We start from the raw sequence: 15,634 nt of genomic DNA on the forward strand, positions 1-15,634 counted from the left end.
TCTTCCCGTGGTCCACGTGACCGATCGTGCCGATGTTCACGTGCGGTTTCGTGCGCTCGAACTTACCTTTAGCCATCGCCTATCGTTCCTTCTTTGCGGTCGCCCGCGAAAGGGCCGTTTCCGCGGCCCTCAGGAGCGGGTCCGCGCGTCGGGGGTCGCTTAACGGAGCTTGAGCAAGATCGCAACAGGGAAGACGCGCGCAGGGGGCCGAGGAGCGGTTTCGGGCGTCATTTTCGCCCCGATCGGGGCCGCGCGGCGGGGGGCGGGCCGGGCGCGCGGCCGGATATGGAAACGCAGGCGGGGCCGGGGGATCGCTCCCCCGGCCCCGCGCGCGGTCCCTGCCGCGCCCCGCCCGCGCACACCGGGCGGGGGCGCGGGCCGGATCAGGCCTTGCGGCGGGCGGCGACGCCCATGGCGCCGAGGCCGGCGATCAGCATCCAGGCCGCGGCCGGCAGCGGCACGTCCGCGGTGGCGGTGATGTCGCCGAGGTCGAAATAACCCACGTTGCCGGTGCTGTCGCTGCCGAGGCCGAACGCGTCCGAGGCGACCGGCGCGAAGAAGTTGAAGCCGGTGGCGGTGGAGCCGGCGCCCACGCCCGAGGCGTCGAACATGTCGTACCAGTTCACCTTCTCGGTCGGGCTCCAGGCCCAGGCGCCGAACAGGTCTTCCATGGTCGCGCCGAACTCACCGACCAGGTCCGCGGTATTCGGCACGTAGGTCGACCAGTCGTCCTGGGTCAGGGAGATGGCGCCCCAGAACTCGCCGCTGCCGCCGCCGTTGATCGACAGGAAGCCGGTGTCCTGGTACGGGCCGAAGCCGTCGCCGCAGGCCCCGATGCAGGCGAGGGTCGAGTCCGGGTTGGTCACGCCGAAGCCGTAGACCACGGCGGACACGGAGCCGTTGACCAGGGTGTAGGAGCCGGGGGCCTCGGTGACCGAGACGCCGGCGAAAACGCCCTCGGACAGCGCGCCGCCGCCGGTGACGGCCTGGGCCGGCGCAGCGGCCGCGAGGGTGGCGACAAGCGCCGTGGAAAGCAGGAGTTTCATAGGAAGCGCCTTCTTTTGAAATAATGAGGAAGGACGCCCCAATTCCCCCGGAATTGCGGCGCTTTTGGGACATTTGCGCCCGGGATGTGACCCGGATCACCCCATGTCGCCGCCGCCGCGGACGTGGTTTCAGAAAGAATCGCCCGCGCGTTCAAGAACATCCCGCGCGAATTCAAGCATCCGTCCAGGCTGGTCTTGCAACTTTACGGAGAGCGCACGCCAGGCCCCGCCGCACGCGTGACGCCGCGTCAGGAAACCGGGGATCTGCAGGGAGGGGGGAAGCTGGAGCGGGCAGCGGGAATCGAACCCGCACCAAGAGCTTGGAAGGCTCGTGTGATACCATTTCACCATGCCCGCGCCTTGGGCGGGGAGATAGCCGAGCCCGCCTTACGGGTCAAGCCGCCGCCGCCGGGCGCGCCCGCGCTCAGGCCGCCTCGGCGGCCACCTCGCGCTCCACCATCCACACCCAGCGCGCGACGCCCAGCGCCAGCACCGAGGAGGCCAGCATCACCAGCGCCAGCGGCAGCCCGCCCGAGCCCTCGCCCAGCAGGAAGCCCGCCAGCGCCGACATGCCCGAGCCGCCGCCGATCATCACCGCGCCGCCGAGGCCCGAGGCGCTGCCCGCCAGTTTCGGCCGGGCGTTGAGCATCCCCGCATTGGCGTTGGGCAGCGTCATGCCGTTGCCCATGCCGACGAAGAAGCACGGCCCGAACAGCACCAGGGGATGGCCGCCGCCGCTCCAGAACAGGACCGAGCAGGTCAGCGTCGCGATCACCGCGGCCCCCGCGCCCAGGGTCATCATCGCGCCGATGCCCCAGCGCTCGGACCAGCGCGCGGCGATGTAATTGCCCAGGATGTAGCCCGCCGCGATGGCCCCGAACCAGGCGCCCATCGCCTCGGGCGACAGGCCCAGGACCATGGTGGCCACGTAGGGCGCCCCCCCGAGGAAGGCGAAGAACGCCCCCGAGGCGAAGGCCGAGACCAGCGCGTAGCCCCAGAATCGGCGCGAGGCCAGAAGGTCCGGGTACGCCCTGATCTGCGCGGTGAGCGAGGCGGACTTGTTGCGGTTCGTCTCTCCGAGATCCATCCACATCAGCGCGAAGACCGCGAGGCCCATCGGCAGCAGCGCCCCGAAGGACCAGCGCCAGCCGCCGACCCCCTCGAGGATCCCGCCCAGCATCGGGCTGACCATCGGCACCAGCGCCATGCCCATGGTCACGTAGCCGATCATCGAGGCGGTCTTCTCGGGCGGGGCGATGTCGCGCACGATCGCGCGGCTGAGCGCGATCCCCGACGCCACCGCCGCCTGCGCCATGCGGCAGGCCAGGAACACCTCGATCGTCGGCGCCAGCAGCGCGCCCACAGTGGCGGCCATGAACACCAGAAACGAGCCGATCAGCACCGGCCGGCGCCCGTAGCGGTCCGAGAGCGGCCCGATCAGCAGCTGCAGCAGCCCGGTGACCAGCAGGTAGCCCGAGACCGAGACCTGCACGAGGGCGTAATCCGCCTCGAAATGCGCGGCGATGCCGGGCAGCGAGGGCAGGAACACGTTCATCGCCATCGGCCCGATCCCGGCGATCAGCACCAGGGTCAGGACATGCGGCGGGGTGGTTCTGTCGAACAGCTTCGCCTTGGGATGGGGGGGCGCGTCGGGGGGGAGGGACATGGAACCGCCTGCAAGAGTTGTAAGGTCGGCTTAGTACCGACCGTTGCGCCGGTCAACGACGACGTCGCGGCGGACCCCGCCCGCAGGGGGCCGCGCAGGGCCCGGGGCACGGGTCCGCGCGGCGCGCGCTGCGGGCGCGAGTCGGTCCGCGCCGCCGCCCCCGCGGACGGCGCGGACCGCCCGCCCGGCCCCGCCCTGTTGCTGCGGCGCCACATGGCTGACGAAGCCGTGAAAGTTTCTTCACTCAATGATCACGATCAAGGCCCAGCCCCCCCTCGAGACGTCATCTGCGCCCCGAGACGCGCTTCACGCGTTCGACATCACCCCTTGTGGAGACGATACGATGTTCCGCCGGATCCTCGCCGCGGCCGCCATGGCCGCCGCCCTGCCCGCCCTGCCCGCCGCCGCTGAAGACGGCTTCTTCACCCTGTCCTCGGACGGCGACCTGATGGTCCGCCTGCGCGGCGTGTTCGTCGCCCCGAACGACGACGTGCGCGTCGACCAGGTCGGCGGCGCCGACGGCGACATCTCGACCTCGGTGATCCCCGAGCTCGACTTCACCTACTTCTTCACGCCGAACATCGCGGCCGAGCTGATCCTCGGCACCACGCCGCACGACATCGACGGCAAGGGCGCGATCAACGGCCTCGACGTCGGTTCGGTCTGGCTGCTGCCGCCGACCCTGACGCTGCAGTACCACGTCACCCAGCTGGGCGACTGGACCGGCATCAAGAACATGGACAAGATCAAGCCCTATTTCGGCGCGGGCGTGAACTACACCATCTTCTACGGCGAATCGGCCGGCGACCCGGCCGTGGGCACCGTCTCGCTCGACGACACGTTCGGCGTGGCCTTCCAGGCCGGCGTCGACATCGAGATCACCGAGGGCATCTACGCCAACATGGATGTCAAATACATCATGCTCGAGACGGACTGGACCTCCTCGACCGGCCTGTCCGGCAAGGCCGAGATCAACCCGGTCCTCGTCGGCTTCGGCATCGGCGCCCGCTTCTGACGGACGCCGCGACGCCGCCCCTCCTTCCCGGGGGCGGCGCCGCCTCGAACCCCCTTCGCCCTCTCCCCGGCGAAGGGGGTTTTTTCATGCCCGCACGGCGCCGTTTCCAGTTCGGGTCCAATCCGTGCGCGGATGCGCCGCTGGCCCCGGCCGCCCCCGCGCGCCATCTTCTGCGCCTCCCCCCCCCCACGCCCGCGTCCGCGACCGGAGGCCCCATGACCGATCCCGCCGATCCCCTCGCCCTCGACCTTCGCGCCGGCCTGCCCGAGGCGCTGCAGGTCCTGCTGGCCGACCGCCCGCGCGAGGGCTGGCGCGCGGACCCGGAATTCGACGGGCTGGTCAGCTTCTGGCTCGAGCGGCACATGGCCTTCCGCAAGCTGCTGGGGCTGATGGAGGAGGCCACCGCCGCGCACCTGCACCAGGGCGCCCCGGCCCGCGACTGGGCCGCGCGGATCTCCCGCTTCGGGGGGATGTTCCTGCAGGAGCTGCACGGCCACCACATGATCGAGGACCAGCGCTATTTCCCCCGCCTGCGCGCGCTGGAGCCGCGGCTGGACCGGGGGTTCGAGATCCTCGACCGCGATCACCACGCGCTCGACGGCTGGATGGCGGCCTTCGCCGACGCCGCCAATGCCGGGATCGGCGCCGCCACCACGCCGGACGTCCCCGCCGCCGCCCTGCGCGACGCCGCGGGGGGCATGGAGGGGGCGCTGGCGGACATGTCCCGCCTGCTCGACCGGCACCTGCTGGATGAAGAGGACCTGATCGTGCCCGTCATCCTCAAGCACGGCGTGAAGGGCTGAGGCGCCGCGCCCCGGGGCTGCGGACCCGGGGCAGCCCCGGCAGGGGCGGGGCGGGCGGGCGGCCGGCGCCCGCAGGGCGGCGCCGACCGGACGCCGCCCCCGTCCCCGTCCCCCCCCGCGGCCCGAACCCGCAACAGGGCTTGCACCGGCCCGCGCTTTCCGAAATTCTCGGCTGCGAAACAAAATTTCAAAATCGCGCGCACCACCCGCGCGCACCCATCGCACACGCCACTCGCATCCCGAGGCCCCATGTCCCCTTCCGACGCCCCGCGCGCCAAGACCCCGCCCGCGCCCGAACCGCCCGTCACCGGCCCCTCGCCCCTTCTGCCGATCCTCGAGGTCGAGCAGATCGAGCAGGATTATTTCCGGGGCGCCCACGCCCCCGGCGGCAAGGGCCGCGCCTTCGGCGGCCTCGTCGTCGCCCAGGCGCTGATGGCCGCCACCGGCACGGTGGACGAGGCCCGCCACGCCCACTCGCTCCACGCCTATTTCATGCGCCCCGGCGACGCCGCCGCCCCGGTCCTCTACCGGGTCGAGCGCGACCGCGACGGCAAGTCCTTCGACACCCGCCGCGTCATCGCCATCCAGAACGGGCGCCCGATCCTCAACCTCGCCGCCTCCTTCCACGCGCCCGAACCCGGCCTCTCGCACCAGACCGAGATGCCCGACGTCCCGGACCCCGAGGGCCTGCCCACCGACGCCGACCTCGCCCGCGAACATTACGAGGAGCTGCCCGAGCGTTACCTGCAGTTCTTCCGCTGGAATCGCCCGGTCGAGATCCGCCCGGTGATGACCCGCCCGCCCTACAAGACGGACGATCTGCGCCCCATCAACCGCTTCTGGTTCCGCGCCAAGGGCGAGTTCCCGGGGGACGCGCGCCTGCACCGCGCCGCCCTCGCCTTCGCCTCGGACATGGGCCTGCTGGGGGCGGCGATGATGCCCCACGCGAAGCACTTCGCCGCGCCCGAGATGCAGGTCGCCAGCCTCGACCACGCGCTGTGGCTGCACGCCGATTTCCGCGCCGACGACTGGCTGCTCTATGACATCGACAGCCCCTGGGCCGGCGGCGCGCGCGGCTTCACCCGCGGGCGCATCTTCAGCCGCGACGGGCGCCTCGTGGCCGACGCCGCGCAGGAGGGCCTCGTGCGGGTACACGAAGAGGGCTGAGCGCCCCACATCCCGGAACGCAGAACGCCCGCGGGGGTCTCCCCCCGCGGGCGTCTGCATTCCCGGTCGAAGCCGATCAGCCGAGCACGGATTTCACCGCCTTCGCCGTCGCCTCGACCACCTTCGCGGCCTCGTCCTCGGTCAGGCAGAAGGGCGGCGCGAAGCCCAGGATGTCGCCCTGAGGCATCGCCCGGCCGATCACCCCCTCGGCCAGCAGAGCCGCCGCGACCTGCGGGCCGACCTTCTCGGAGGCGTCGAAGAAGGTCCGCGACTCGCGATCCTTCACGAACTCCACCGCGCAGAGCATCCCCTCGCCGCGAACATCACCGACATGCACGTGGTTCCCCAGCGCGTCCTTCATCATCGCGTTCAGCTTCGCGCCCACCGACCCGGCGTTCTCCACCAGCTTCAACTCGTCGATCAGCTTGAGGTTCGCGACGCCGGCGGCGGCGCCGATGGGATGGGCCGAGTAGGTCCAGCCATGGCCGATCGGCCCGTTCTCATCCGTGCCCTGCTCCAGCACCTTCCACATCTTGTCGGACACGATGGACCCGGACAGCGGCGCATAGGCCGAGGTGAGGCCCTTGGCGATGGTGATCAGGTCCGGCTTCAGCCCGTAATGCTCGGAGCCGAACATGGTCCCGAGCCGCCCGAACCCGGTCACGACCTCGTCCGCCACCAGCAGGATGTCGTACTTGGTCAGGACCGCCTGGATCGCCTCCCAGTACCCCGCGGGCGGGGGCACGATGCCGCCGGTGCCGAGAACCGGCTCGCCGATGAAGGCGGCGATGGTGTCGGGGCCTTCCTCCTCGATCAGCGCCTCCAGCTCGGCCGCGCAATGCTCCGAGAACTGCTGCTCGCTCATCGCCTCGTCCGGGCGGCGGAAGTAGTAGGGCGCGTCGGTGTGGATCACCTGCGCCAGCGGCAGGTCGAATTTTTTATGGAACAGCTCGAGCCCCGTCAGCGAGCCGGTCATCAGCCCGGACCCGTGGTACCCGCGCCAGCGCGAAATGATTTTCTTCTTCTCCGGGCGGCCGAGGATGTTGTTGTAGTACCAGATCAGCTTGACGTTGGTCTCGTTCGCGTCCGACCCGGACAGGCCGAAATACACCTTCGACATGTGCGACGGCGCGCGGTCGAGCACCATCTTGGCCAGCGTGATCGACGCCTCGGTCCCGTGGCCGACATAGGCGTGGTAATAGGCGAGCTCGCGCGCCTGGGTCGCGATGGCCTCGGCGATCTCCTGCCGCCCGTAGCCGACATTCACGCAGTAGAGGCCCGCGAAAGCGTCCAGCAGCCGGGTGTCGTCGCGATCCACGATGTGGCAGCCATCGGCGGTCTTGATGATCCGGTTCGGCGCCTCCCCGCGGGCGAACTGGCCGAGATGGGTCGAGGGATGGAAGAAATTCTCGCGGTCCCAGCGGTCGAGTTGGTCATTGGTCAGCATGTGAAGTCTTTCTTGTTGTCGCTGTGGTCGGCGTCTGCGGCGCGGGGGCTCAGGCCCAGTCGCGGCAGACGTATTTGATGTCCATGAAGGCGGCCATGCCCTCGCGCGCGCCCTCGCGCCCGAGGCCGGACTGCTTGGTCCCGCCGAAGGGGATCGGCGCGCCGGTGACCTTGGTGCGGTTCACCGCCACCATGCCGAACTGCAAGGCGCGGGAGAGGCGATAGATCCGCCGCGGGTCCTGCGAATGGACATAAGCCACCAGGCCGTACTCGGTGGCGTTGGCCTTCTGCGTCACCTCTTCCTCCGAGTCGAAGGGGGCGATGGCGGCGACGGGGCCGAAGGTCTCCTCGCGCATGATCAGCGCGTCGTCGGGAACATCCGTCAGCACCGTGGGCGCGTAGAAGAGCGGCCCCAGCGGCAGGGTCTCGCCGCCGCACAGCACCTTCGCGCCCTTGGCCCTGGCATCGGCCACCTGCGCCGCCTGCTTGTCCACGGCGCCCTGGTTCATCAGCGGGCCGATCTCGGGGTCGTCCATGCCGCGGCCGACGCTCAGCGCGCGGGTCTTCGCGGCGAAGGCCTCGCAGAACGCCTCATACACCGGCCGTTCGACATAGATCCGGTTGGCGCCGAGGCAGTCCTGGCCGGAGGTGGCGAACTTGGCCTTGATCGCCTCCTCCACCGCGTTGTCGAGGTCCGCGTCGGCGAAGACGATCAGCGGCGCGTGGCCGCCCAGCTCCAGCACCAGCCGCTTCACCGTGTCCGCGGACTGGCGATAGAGCAGCCGCCCGATCTCGGTGGAGCCGGTGAAGGACAGCGCCCGCACCCGCGAATCCCCCGCCCAGGCGCCGACCACGGTCGGGGCCTCGCCGGTCAGCACGTTGAAGACGCCCGCGGGGGCGCCCGCGCGCTCGGCCAGCTCGGCCAGCGCCAGCGCGCTGAACGGGGTCTCGGCCGAGGGATGCGCCACCACGGTGCAGCCGGCGGCCAGCGCCGCGGCCGCCTTGCGGGTCAGCATGGCCGAGGGGAAGTTCCACGGCGTCACCAGCCCCGCCACGCCCACGGGTTCGAGCCACAGCTCCATCTCCGCATCCGGCAGGTGCGAGGTGACGGATTCGATGTTCGGGCGCTTGGCTTCCTCGGCGTAGAACTCGAGGAACGAGGCCGCGTAGTCGATCTCGCCGCGCGCTTCCGACAGGGGCTTGCCCTGTTCGAGCACCATGATCCGCGCGAGGTCCTCGCGCGCCGCGACGACCATGTCGTGCCAGCGGCGCAGGAAGGCGGCGCGGTCCTGGGGCAGCGCGGTCGACCAGGCGGGGAAGGCGGCCTGGGCGGCGTCGACGGCGGCGGCGGACTGGGCGGCGGAGAGCGCGGCGACGTCGCCGAGATGCGCGCCGGTCGCCGGGTCGCTGACCGCGAAGGTCGCGCCCCCGTCCCCGTCGATCCACTTGCCACCCACATAGGCGAAGCTGCGCAGCAGGCGTTTGTCCTGGATATCCGCGCGGGCGGACATGGCGGTGTCGAGCATGGCTTGCCCTCCTTTCCCCGCCATCATCGCGCCGCCGCGCAGAAGAAGAGACCGAATGGACGCCCCATCCCGTCCATCCGGCCTGCGCGCGCCCGCGCCTCAGTCCAGATGGTCTGCGAAGAGATGCAGCGGGGGGCCGCCCCGCTTCACCGCCTTGGTCACCACATAGGTGTAGTAGCGCGCGATGCCGATGCGCGCGTCCAGCAGCGTGTCGATCAGGCGCTGATAGGCGTCGATGTCCCGCGCCACGATCTGCATCAGGTAGTCGAAACCGCCGCCAAGGGCCCAGCAGCCGGTGATCTCGGGGTGCTGGTCGAGCCTTGATTCGAAGGTGCGCATGGTCGCCGCGGTGTGATCCGCCAGCTCCGCCGCCACGAAGACGGTGACATGGGGGCCCAGCTTGCGCAGGTCGATCTCGGCCCGGTAGCCCTCGATCAACCCCGCTTTCTCCAGCTTCTTCAGCCGGTCCCAGGCGGGGGTCGGCGACAGGCCGACCTTCTCGGCCAGCGCGGCCTTGGTCAGCCGCCCCTCGCGGGACAGCACCCGCAGGATCTCCATGTCGCGTGCATCAAGCCTGATCATGCCGCGCAGGCTATCCGGCCCGCGCCCCCCGCGCGACGGGGCGCGACAGCGCAGCGCGGAAGACCGCACGGGCGGGCCTTGCCAAACCGCGGGCGCGGGATTGAAGGTGGCCTCTCGCGTCCCGCCCCAAGCCAAGGATCCCGGCATGCCCCTCGAGAACGCCCATTTCACCAAGGCCGAGTTCGACCGCCGCATCGCGCTGACCCGCAAGTCGATGGAAGCCGCCGGGATCGACGTGCTGTTCATCACCAACCCGTCCAACCAGAACTGGCTGACGGGCTATGACGGCTGGTCCTTCTACGTCCACCAGGGCGTGATCCTGTCGATGGAGGGCGACCCGATCTGGTGGGGCCGCCTGCAGGACGCCAACGGCGCCCGCCGCACGGTGTGGATGGAGCACGAGAACATCATCTACTACGCCGACCGCTACATCCAGGCACCGGACATCCACCCGATGGAGGACCTCGCGTCCCACCTGCGGATCATGGGCTTCGGCGACAAGCGCATCGGGCTGGAGATGGAGACCTATTACTTCACCGCCCGCGCCTTCGCGGTGTTGTCCGAGGGGCTGCCGGAGGCGGAATTCATCGACGCCTCGACCATGGTCAACTGGCGGCGCCTGCACAAATCCGACGAAGAGCTGGCCTTCATGCGCCGCGCCGCGCGGATCTCGGAGCTGGTGATCCACCGCGCGATCGAACTGGCCGAGCCGGGGATGCGCAAGCACGACCTGGTCGGGGAGCTCTACAAGACCGCCGTGCAGGGCGAGGAGGACAGCTGGGGCGACTACCCCGCCATCGTCCCGCTCCTGCCCTCGGGCGAGGACGCCTCGGCCCCGCACCTGACCTGGAACGGCGAGGCGCTGAAAAAGGGCGAGGCGACCTTCATCGAGCAGTCGGGCTGCTACCGGCGCTACCACGCGCCGCTCTCGCGCACCGTGTTCCTCGGCAAGCCGCCGCAGTTCATGGTCGACGCCTCCGAGGCGCTGACCGAGGGGCTGAACGCCGGGATCGAGGTCGCCCGCGCCGGCAACCGCGCCTGCGACATCGCCCGCGCGCTCGACGTGGAGCTTCTGAAGGTCGGGATCGAGCGCCCCAACCGCTGCGGCTACGCCGTGGGCCTGTCCTACCCGCCGGACTGGGGCGAGCACACCGTGTCCCTGCGCGCCTTCGACGAGACGGTGCTGGAGCCGGGCATGACCTTCCACTTCATGCCGGGCCTGTGGATGGACGACTGGGGGCTCGAGACCACCGAGACCATCCTGATCAAGGAAGACGGCCCGGCCGAGACGCTGTGCAATGTCGAACGCAAGCTCTTCGTGAAGGACTGAGCCCATGACCCCGGCCGCGCGCCTCAACCGCTGCAAGGCGATCCTGGGCGAGTTGATCGCCTTTCCCACCGTCTCCTCCGACGGGAACATCGACTGCCTGCGCTACATCGCCGGGCTGCTCGAGGAGGCGGGCGCGCGGGTGGAGATCCTGGTCGACGAAAGCGGCGCCAAGGCCAATCTCTGGGCCACGCTGGGGCCGGAGGGACCCGGGGGCCTCGTGCTCTCGGGCCATTCCGACGTGGTGCCGACCGCCGAGCAGGACTGGACCACCGACCCGTTCGAGATGGTGGAGAAGGACGGCAAGCTCTTCGGCCGCGGGACCTGCGACATGAAGGGGTTCATCGCCGCCTGCGTCGCCTCGCTCGACGTGCTGGCGGAGGTCGCGACGCGCCGCCCGATCCATTTCGCCTTCACCCATGACGAGGAGGTCGGCTGCCTCGGCGCCCGCCACCTGGTCGAGGACCTGAAGGCCCGCGGCATCCGCCCCGCCATGGCGCTGATCGGCGAGCCGACCGAGATGAAGGTGATCGACGGGCACAAGGGCTGCTGCGAATACACCGTGCGCTTCACGGGGCTGGAGGGGCACGGCTCGGCCCCCGATGCCGGGGTCAACGCGGTGGAATACGCCGCCCGCTACGTCGCCCGCCTGCTGAGCCTGCGCGAGGATCTGAAGGCGCGCGCGGCGCCCGACAGCCCGTTCGATCCGCCCTGGACCACGATCAACCTCGGGGGGCTGCATGGCGGCACGGCCCATAACGTGATCGCCGGCAAGGCGGCGCTGGAATGGGAGATGCGGCCCGTCAACGACGCCGACATGGGCTTCGTGAAGGACGCCGTGGCCGCCCACGTGGCGGACGACCTTCTGCCCGCCATGCGCGCCGTCGCGCCGCACGCCTCGATCGAGACCGAGGTGGTGGGCGAGGTGGTCGGCCTCGCCCCCATGCCCGAGAACGAGGCCCGCGACCTGATGTTCCGCCTCACCGGCGCCAACGAGGCGCAGGTGGTCCCCTTCGGCACCGAGGCGGGGCTGTTCCAGCAGCTGGGGATGCACGTGGCCGTCTGCGGGCCCGGCTCCATCGCCCAGGCGCACAAGCCCGACGAGTTCATCTCGATTTCCGAACTGGAGAAGTGCCTCGACGTGCTGGTGCGGCTGGGGGCCGAGATCGGCGGGCGCTGAGCGGGGCGCTTGCTTTATTTCCCTGGCCGGTCCAAGCATTCCCCATGGCTGGGGCGGACTGGACCGATGCGGAGAACGACCTGATCGTCGCGGATTACTTCGCGATGCTTCGGGAGGAGCTGCGCGGCGCGCCGTACAACAAGACCGCGCACCGCAAGGCGTTGATGGAGCATATCGAGCGCCCGAACGGGTCCATCGAGTTCAAGCACCAGAACATCTCCGCCGTCCTGCAGGCGCTCAATCACCCCTGGATCAAGGGCTACAAGCCGCGCAGCAACTTCCAGATGCCGCTCGCCGACGCCGTCGCCCGGCGCCTGGCGGGCGCCATCGACCTGGTCCCCCCGCGCGCCCCCGGCCTGGCCGAGGCCGCCGGAGAGCTGTTCCTGCGCCCCGCCCCCACCTTGCGCAACGAGCCCCCGCCCGAAGAGGCGAAGATGACCCGCGCCGTGATCCGCAAGTTCGACCCCGCCGCGCAGGACGAGGCGAACCGCGCCCTCGGCAAGGCGGGCGAGGAACGGGTGCTGGCGCATGAACGCGCCGTGCTGGCCCGCGAGGGGCGGCGCGACCTCGCCGCCGCCGTGCGCTGGGTCTCGCACGAAGATGGCGACGGCGCGGGCTATGACATCCACAGCTTCACGCCGTCGGGCGAGGACCGGCTGATCGAGGTGAAGACCACCAATGGCTGGGAGCGCGCGGCCTTCCACGTCTCGGCCAACGAGCTGCGCGTGTCCGAGGAGAACCCGGAGAGCTGGCGGCTGATGCGGATCTGGAACTTCGCCCGCCGCCCCGAGGCGTTCGAGCTGGTCCCCCCGCTGTCGCGCCACGTGGACCTGATCGCCACCAGCTACCGGGCCGAGTGGGGCTGAGGCCGTTCCCCCCCGCGGGGGCGCGGCGCGCCCGGCCTTGCCCCGGCGGCGGGATCGGCGCAGGGATATGGGCCGCCGCCCGCCCGGGGCGGCGTCCCCGGAGACCCGACATGCCCGCCCCCGATCCCCTGCCCGTCCGCGCATGACCGCCCTCGCCGTCCTGCGCCAGCCGCCGTTCCGGCGCTATTTCCTCGCCTCGGTCTGCGGGGTGAACGGGATGTGGATCTTCCGCGTGCTGCTGTCCTGGAGCGCCTGGGCCGAGACCGGCTCGGCCGCCTTCGTCGGTCTCGTCGCCGCCCTCTCGCTGGCGCCGGTGGCGCTGACCGGGCCGGTCTTCGGCACGCTGATCGACCGGGTCTCGGTGCGCCGCGCCTTCGTGGTCGTCTCGGGGATGCTGATGCTCTGCCCCATCGCCTTCACCGCGCTGGCGGCCGCGGACGCCCTCGGGGAAGCGCCGCTGCTGGCGCTGGCGCTGTTCTTCGGGCTGGCGGCGTCGGCCTATCACCCGGTGCGCCAGTCCCTCGGCCCGCGGCTGGTCGAGGGGCCGGGCATCGCCTCGGTCGTCGCGCTCTCGGCGCTGAACTTCAATGTCGGGCGGGTGATCTCCCCCGCGCTCGGGGGGATGCTGATCGCCGGGGCGGGGGTCGCGCCGGCGGGGGCGATCTCGGCCGCGCTGTTCGTGCCCAATCTCGCGGTGATCGCCACCCTTGCGCCTCGGCCGCTGGCCGCGCGGGCGCGGGCGGGGTTCCTGTCGGAGATGGCCGAGGGCGCCCGCGCGGCGGCGGCGCGCCCGGCGGCGCGGGTGGCGATGCTGATGGCGGCGGTGGCGCTGGGGCCGATCCGGGCGCTGTCCGAGGTGTTGCCGCTGCTGGCCGACGGCATCCACGGGCGCGGGGCCGAGGGGCTGGGGCTGATGACCTCCTGCATCGGCGCGGGGGCGCTGGTCGCCGCGGTGCTGCAGACCGCCTCGATCGGGTCGATCGCGGGCCGCGGGCGGATGACGGCGGGGGCGGCGGCGATCGGCTTCGCCGGGGGGCTGGGGATGGTCTGGGCGCCGTGGTTCGAGCTGGCGGCGGCGGCGGGGCTGCTCTGCGGTTTCGCCTCCGCCTTCCTCGCGGTGCAGCTCCAGGCCGGGGTGCAGGCGGACCTGCCGGACGAGCTGCGCGGCCGGGTGATGAGCCTGTGGATGCTGTGCGTGACGCTGTCGACCTCGGCGCTGGCGCTGGCGGTGAGCGTCGGCGCGGGCCTGGTGGGCCTGCCGCTGTCCCAGAGCGCGGTGATGGCGGCGGGCGCGGGCCTGGTGCTGGCCGGAGAGCTGCGCGCCCGGGCCCGCGGGCGGGGGTGAGCGGGCCCGGGCGTGGCAGGCGCAGGCGCACAGGCGGGGCGGTCGGGGGCGAGGAGGTCGAGGGCGTGGCGGTCGGGGGGCCCGCCCCGCTCCCCGGCGGCGCGGGCGACGACCATGCGGCTGCCCAACGCCTCCATCCCGCCCCGGGGGGAGGACGCAATTCCATTCGGCGAATAATGCTGATGCAGATCTCGCGGCGCCCGCCGCGCGATGCCGAAGACGCCGACGTTGCGGACCACGCCGGGCGCCCGGATGTCCTCCGCCATGTCCTACGGTTCCCCCGGCCTCGTGTCGAGGCCAGGCGATTCCAACGGCTTGTGGGGGTTGAGTGGCGCACCCGATAGGATTCGAACCTATGGCCTCTGCCTTCGGAGGGCAGCGCTCTATCCAGCTGAGCTACGGGTGCGTCGGGAGGCCGTATAGCGCAGCCGCGCGGGGGGCGCAACGGGGTTCAGGCGGTCCCGGCCAACCGCGCGATCGGAAGCGCCTCGCGGTGGCGCAGCACGCTCGGCGCGCCGCTGATCCGGGCCAGCGGTTCAGGCGCCACCGCGGCCCGCAGCGCCGGCGCGCCAAGCCCCAGCATCCGCGCGAGACCGGCCATCTCGGGCGCGACAGGCGCCGCTCCGCGCCCGTCCCAGCAATGATAGAGCAAAAGCCAGTCCACCCCGGCGCAGCAGCGGTCCGCCTCGGTCAGCGCCAGCATCCGGTGCGCGCCGCGGCGCGAGACCAGCAGCGCCTCTGCCCCCGGGGCCCTGCCCCCGTCCCGCGGCGGCCCGGCCGCGCGGTCGGCGGCGAATTCCACGGCGTCCGAGAACCCTCCCGCCGCCATCGGCCGCAGCGAGTCGCGCTGGGTGCAGGCGCGCGCGCCGCACCACACCAGGTCGAGATCCATCCGCGCGGCCTGGCCGGCATGGGCCGAGATCACCCGCTCGCTCGCCTCCAGCAGCGCGTCATCCTCGCAGACCAGCGCCCAGGGCGCGTCGCCGAACGCGACCGCCTCCCACGCCCGGCGGTGCGAGAGGAAACAGGCGAAGGCGCCGGGCTTTATCTCGGGGCTTTCCCAGAAGCTGTCGGGCAGGAGCCGCGATTCGGCGGCCAGCGCCGCGGAATCGAGCCGGTCGAGCGCCTGGATCCGGCGCGCGGCCACCGCGTTCTCAAAACACGAATCGAGGAACGCCTCGCGTCGCGTCGCATCGGAATCCCGGTTGATGAAAAGAACGGGTACGGTCATGGGCGCCTCCCTGGACAGGCCCATCCTCGCCCGGAACTGGTTTCCGAAACCTTGACGCGCCCGCCCCGGCGGCGCGCGCTCAGCCCTTGTCGGAGCGCACGCCCTCGGTCCTGCGCGCGGCCTTCTCGGCCACGCCCGAACGGCCCTCGCGCCGCTCCAGCTCGGCCAGCACGTCGGCCAGCGCCACGTCCCGGGACGCCAGCGTGACCATGAAGTGGTAGAGCACGTCGGCGGCCTCGGAGACCGTCTCCTTCCCGTCCCCGCGGGCGGCGGCCAAGGTCAGCTCCACCGCCTCCTCGGCGAACTTGCGGGCGCATTTCTCCGGGCCCTTGGCCAGCATCTTCGCGGTGTGGGACGACGCGGGATCGGCCCCCTTGCGCGCGGCGATGGTGGCCTCGAGCCGGGCGAGGACCGCGAGCGGCGTCGGGGTCATG

The 15,634-nt window shown here is 71.4% G+C and carries 14 protein-coding genes and 2 tRNA genes; 7 read left to right on the forward strand and 9 right to left on the reverse strand.

From position 1 onward, the window contains the following. Positions 1–383: 383 nt before the first annotated feature. The 3 genes from ACQ5SO_RS17855 to ACQ5SO_RS17865 all read right to left on the reverse strand — a co-directional run bounded on the left by ACQ5SO_RS17855 (position 384) and on the right by ACQ5SO_RS17865 (position 2,712). Positions 384–1,046: a VPLPA-CTERM sorting domain-containing protein gene (locus tag ACQ5SO_RS17855; RefSeq protein WP_430942997.1), complete on the reverse strand. Its 663-nt coding sequence runs from the start codon at positions 1,044–1,046 to the stop codon at positions 384–386. Positions 1,047–1,329: 283 nt separating this feature from the next. After that, a tRNA-Gly gene (locus ACQ5SO_RS17860) sits at positions 1,330–1,403 on the reverse strand. Positions 1,404–1,470: 67 nt separating this feature from the next. Beyond that, on the reverse strand, positions 1,471–2,712 hold the full coding sequence (locus ACQ5SO_RS17865; RefSeq protein ID WP_430942998.1) for a multidrug effflux MFS transporter: 1,242 nt from the start codon (positions 2,710–2,712) through the stop codon (positions 1,471–1,473). Between the two features lie 343 nt (positions 2,713–3,055). Between ACQ5SO_RS17865 and ACQ5SO_RS17870 the strand changes: the two genes are divergently transcribed. From ACQ5SO_RS17870 to ACQ5SO_RS17880, 3 genes are all read left to right on the forward strand, one after another. After that, positions 3,056–3,727: an OmpW/AlkL family protein gene (locus ACQ5SO_RS17870; RefSeq protein WP_430942999.1), complete on the forward strand. Its 672-nt coding sequence runs from the start codon at positions 3,056–3,058 to the stop codon at positions 3,725–3,727. Between the two features lie 215 nt (positions 3,728–3,942). Continuing rightward, the gene (locus ACQ5SO_RS17875) at positions 3,943–4,530 is read left to right on the forward strand and encodes a hemerythrin domain-containing protein (protein ID WP_430943000.1); all 588 of its coding nucleotides are present in this window, start codon (positions 3,943–3,945) and stop codon (positions 4,528–4,530) included. A gap of 249 nt (positions 4,531–4,779) precedes the next feature. Continuing rightward, a complete protein-coding gene (locus ACQ5SO_RS17880) occupies positions 4,780–5,697 on the forward strand; it encodes an acyl-CoA thioesterase (RefSeq protein WP_430943001.1) in 918 nt (305 codons plus the stop codon). A 76-nt stretch (positions 5,698–5,773) separates the two neighbouring features. Here ACQ5SO_RS17880 and ACQ5SO_RS17885 read toward each other — a convergent pair whose 3' ends face one another. The 3 genes from ACQ5SO_RS17885 to ACQ5SO_RS17895 all read right to left on the reverse strand — a co-directional run bounded on the left by ACQ5SO_RS17885 (position 5,774) and on the right by ACQ5SO_RS17895 (position 9,251). Further along, positions 5,774–7,144, reverse strand: a complete 1,371-nt coding sequence (locus ACQ5SO_RS17885; RefSeq protein WP_430943002.1) for an aspartate aminotransferase family protein — start codon at positions 7,142–7,144, stop codon at positions 5,774–5,776. A gap of 49 nt (positions 7,145–7,193) precedes the next feature. Continuing rightward, positions 7,194–8,669, reverse strand: a complete 1,476-nt coding sequence (locus ACQ5SO_RS17890; protein ID WP_430943003.1) for an NAD-dependent succinate-semialdehyde dehydrogenase — start codon at positions 8,667–8,669, stop codon at positions 7,194–7,196. 99 nt (positions 8,670–8,768) lie between these two features. After that, positions 8,769–9,251 (reverse strand): Lrp/AsnC family transcriptional regulator, encoded by a 483-nt coding sequence (locus ACQ5SO_RS17895; protein WP_430943004.1) that lies wholly within the window; start codon positions 9,249–9,251, stop codon positions 8,769–8,771. A 145-nt stretch (positions 9,252–9,396) separates the two neighbouring features. Here ACQ5SO_RS17895 and ACQ5SO_RS17900 point away from each other — a divergent pair, with 145 nt between their 5' ends. The 4 genes from ACQ5SO_RS17900 to ACQ5SO_RS17915 all read left to right on the forward strand — a co-directional run bounded on the left by ACQ5SO_RS17900 (position 9,397) and on the right by ACQ5SO_RS17915 (position 13,969). Further along, a complete protein-coding gene (locus ACQ5SO_RS17900; RefSeq protein WP_430943005.1) occupies positions 9,397–10,581 on the forward strand; it encodes a M24 family metallopeptidase in 1,185 nt (394 codons plus the stop codon). A 4-nt stretch (positions 10,582–10,585) separates the two neighbouring features. Then, positions 10,586–11,758 (forward strand): acetylornithine deacetylase, encoded by a 1,173-nt coding sequence (gene argE / locus ACQ5SO_RS17905; protein WP_430943006.1) that lies wholly within the window; start codon positions 10,586–10,588, stop codon positions 11,756–11,758. A 44-nt stretch (positions 11,759–11,802) separates the two neighbouring features. Beyond that, on the forward strand, positions 11,803–12,624 hold the full coding sequence (locus ACQ5SO_RS17910; RefSeq protein WP_430943007.1) for a DUF3883 domain-containing protein: 822 nt from the start codon (positions 11,803–11,805) through the stop codon (positions 12,622–12,624). 142 nt (positions 12,625–12,766) lie between these two features. Beyond that, on the forward strand, positions 12,767–13,969 hold the full coding sequence (locus ACQ5SO_RS17915) for an MFS transporter (RefSeq protein ID WP_430943008.1): 1,203 nt from the start codon (positions 12,767–12,769) through the stop codon (positions 13,967–13,969). Between the two features lie 329 nt (positions 13,970–14,298). On the opposite strand, the gene ACQ5SO_RS17920 is transcribed toward ACQ5SO_RS17915, so the two are convergent. From ACQ5SO_RS17920 to ACQ5SO_RS17930, 3 genes are all read right to left on the reverse strand, one after another. After that, positions 14,299–14,375 (reverse strand) — tRNA-Arg (locus tag ACQ5SO_RS17920). Between the two features lie 45 nt (positions 14,376–14,420). Then, positions 14,421–15,200, reverse strand: coding sequence for a glycosyltransferase family 25 protein (locus tag ACQ5SO_RS17925; protein ID WP_430943009.1), 780 nt, complete (start codon positions 15,198–15,200; stop codon positions 14,421–14,423). A 79-nt stretch (positions 15,201–15,279) separates the two neighbouring features. Continuing rightward, a complete protein-coding gene (locus ACQ5SO_RS17930; protein ID WP_430943010.1) occupies positions 15,280–15,633 on the reverse strand; it encodes a phosphoribosyl-ATP diphosphatase in 354 nt (117 codons plus the stop codon). Position 15,634: the final 1 nt, after the last annotated feature.

The organism is Rhodovulum sp. DZ06 (assembly GCF_050586345.1).
Lineage (GTDB): Bacteria > Pseudomonadota > Alphaproteobacteria > Rhodobacterales > Rhodobacteraceae > JBOCEF01.

What these genes read in the sequence shown, in the direction of transcription:
- ACQ5SO_RS17880 (WP_430943001.1), top strand. Translation starts at nt 4,780, where the DNA reads ATGTCCCCTTCCGACGCCCCGCGCGCCAAGACCCCGCCCGCGCCCGAA.
- ACQ5SO_RS17870 (WP_430942999.1), top strand. Translation starts at nt 3,056, where the DNA reads ATGTTCCGCCGGATCCTCGCCGCGGCCGCCATGGCCGCCGCCCTGCCC.
- argE (WP_430943006.1), top strand. Translation starts at nt 10,586, where the DNA reads ATGACCCCGGCCGCGCGCCTCAACCGCTGCAAGGCGATCCTGGGCGAG.
- ACQ5SO_RS17900 (WP_430943005.1), top strand. Translation starts at nt 9,397, where the DNA reads ATGCCCCTCGAGAACGCCCATTTCACCAAGGCCGAGTTCGACCGCCGC.
- ACQ5SO_RS17910 (WP_430943007.1), top strand. Translation starts at nt 11,803, where the DNA reads ATGGCTGGGGCGGACTGGACCGATGCGGAGAACGACCTGATCGTCGCG.
- ACQ5SO_RS17885 (WP_430943002.1), bottom strand. Translation starts at nt 7,144, where the DNA reads ATGCTGACCAATGACCAACTCGACCGCTGGGACCGCGAGAATTTCTTC.
- ACQ5SO_RS17895 (WP_430943004.1), bottom strand. Translation starts at nt 9,251, where the DNA reads ATGATCAGGCTTGATGCACGCGACATGGAGATCCTGCGGGTGCTGTCC.
- ACQ5SO_RS17930 (WP_430943010.1), bottom strand. Translation starts at nt 15,633, where the DNA reads ATGACCCCGACGCCGCTCGCGGTCCTCGCCCGGCTCGAGGCCACCATC.
- ACQ5SO_RS17915 (WP_430943008.1), top strand. Translation starts at nt 12,767, where the DNA reads ATGACCGCCCTCGCCGTCCTGCGCCAGCCGCCGTTCCGGCGCTATTTC.
- ACQ5SO_RS17865 (WP_430942998.1), bottom strand. Translation starts at nt 2,712, where the DNA reads ATGTCCCTCCCCCCCGACGCGCCCCCCCATCCCAAGGCGAAGCTGTTC.
- ACQ5SO_RS17925 (WP_430943009.1), bottom strand. Translation starts at nt 15,200, where the DNA reads ATGACCGTACCCGTTCTTTTCATCAACCGGGATTCCGATGCGACGCGA.
- ACQ5SO_RS17875 (WP_430943000.1), top strand. Translation starts at nt 3,943, where the DNA reads ATGACCGATCCCGCCGATCCCCTCGCCCTCGACCTTCGCGCCGGCCTG.
- ACQ5SO_RS17855 (WP_430942997.1), bottom strand. Translation starts at nt 1,046, where the DNA reads ATGAAACTCCTGCTTTCCACGGCGCTTGTCGCCACCCTCGCGGCCGCT.
- ACQ5SO_RS17890 (WP_430943003.1), bottom strand. Translation starts at nt 8,669, where the DNA reads ATGCTCGACACCGCCATGTCCGCCCGCGCGGATATCCAGGACAAACGC.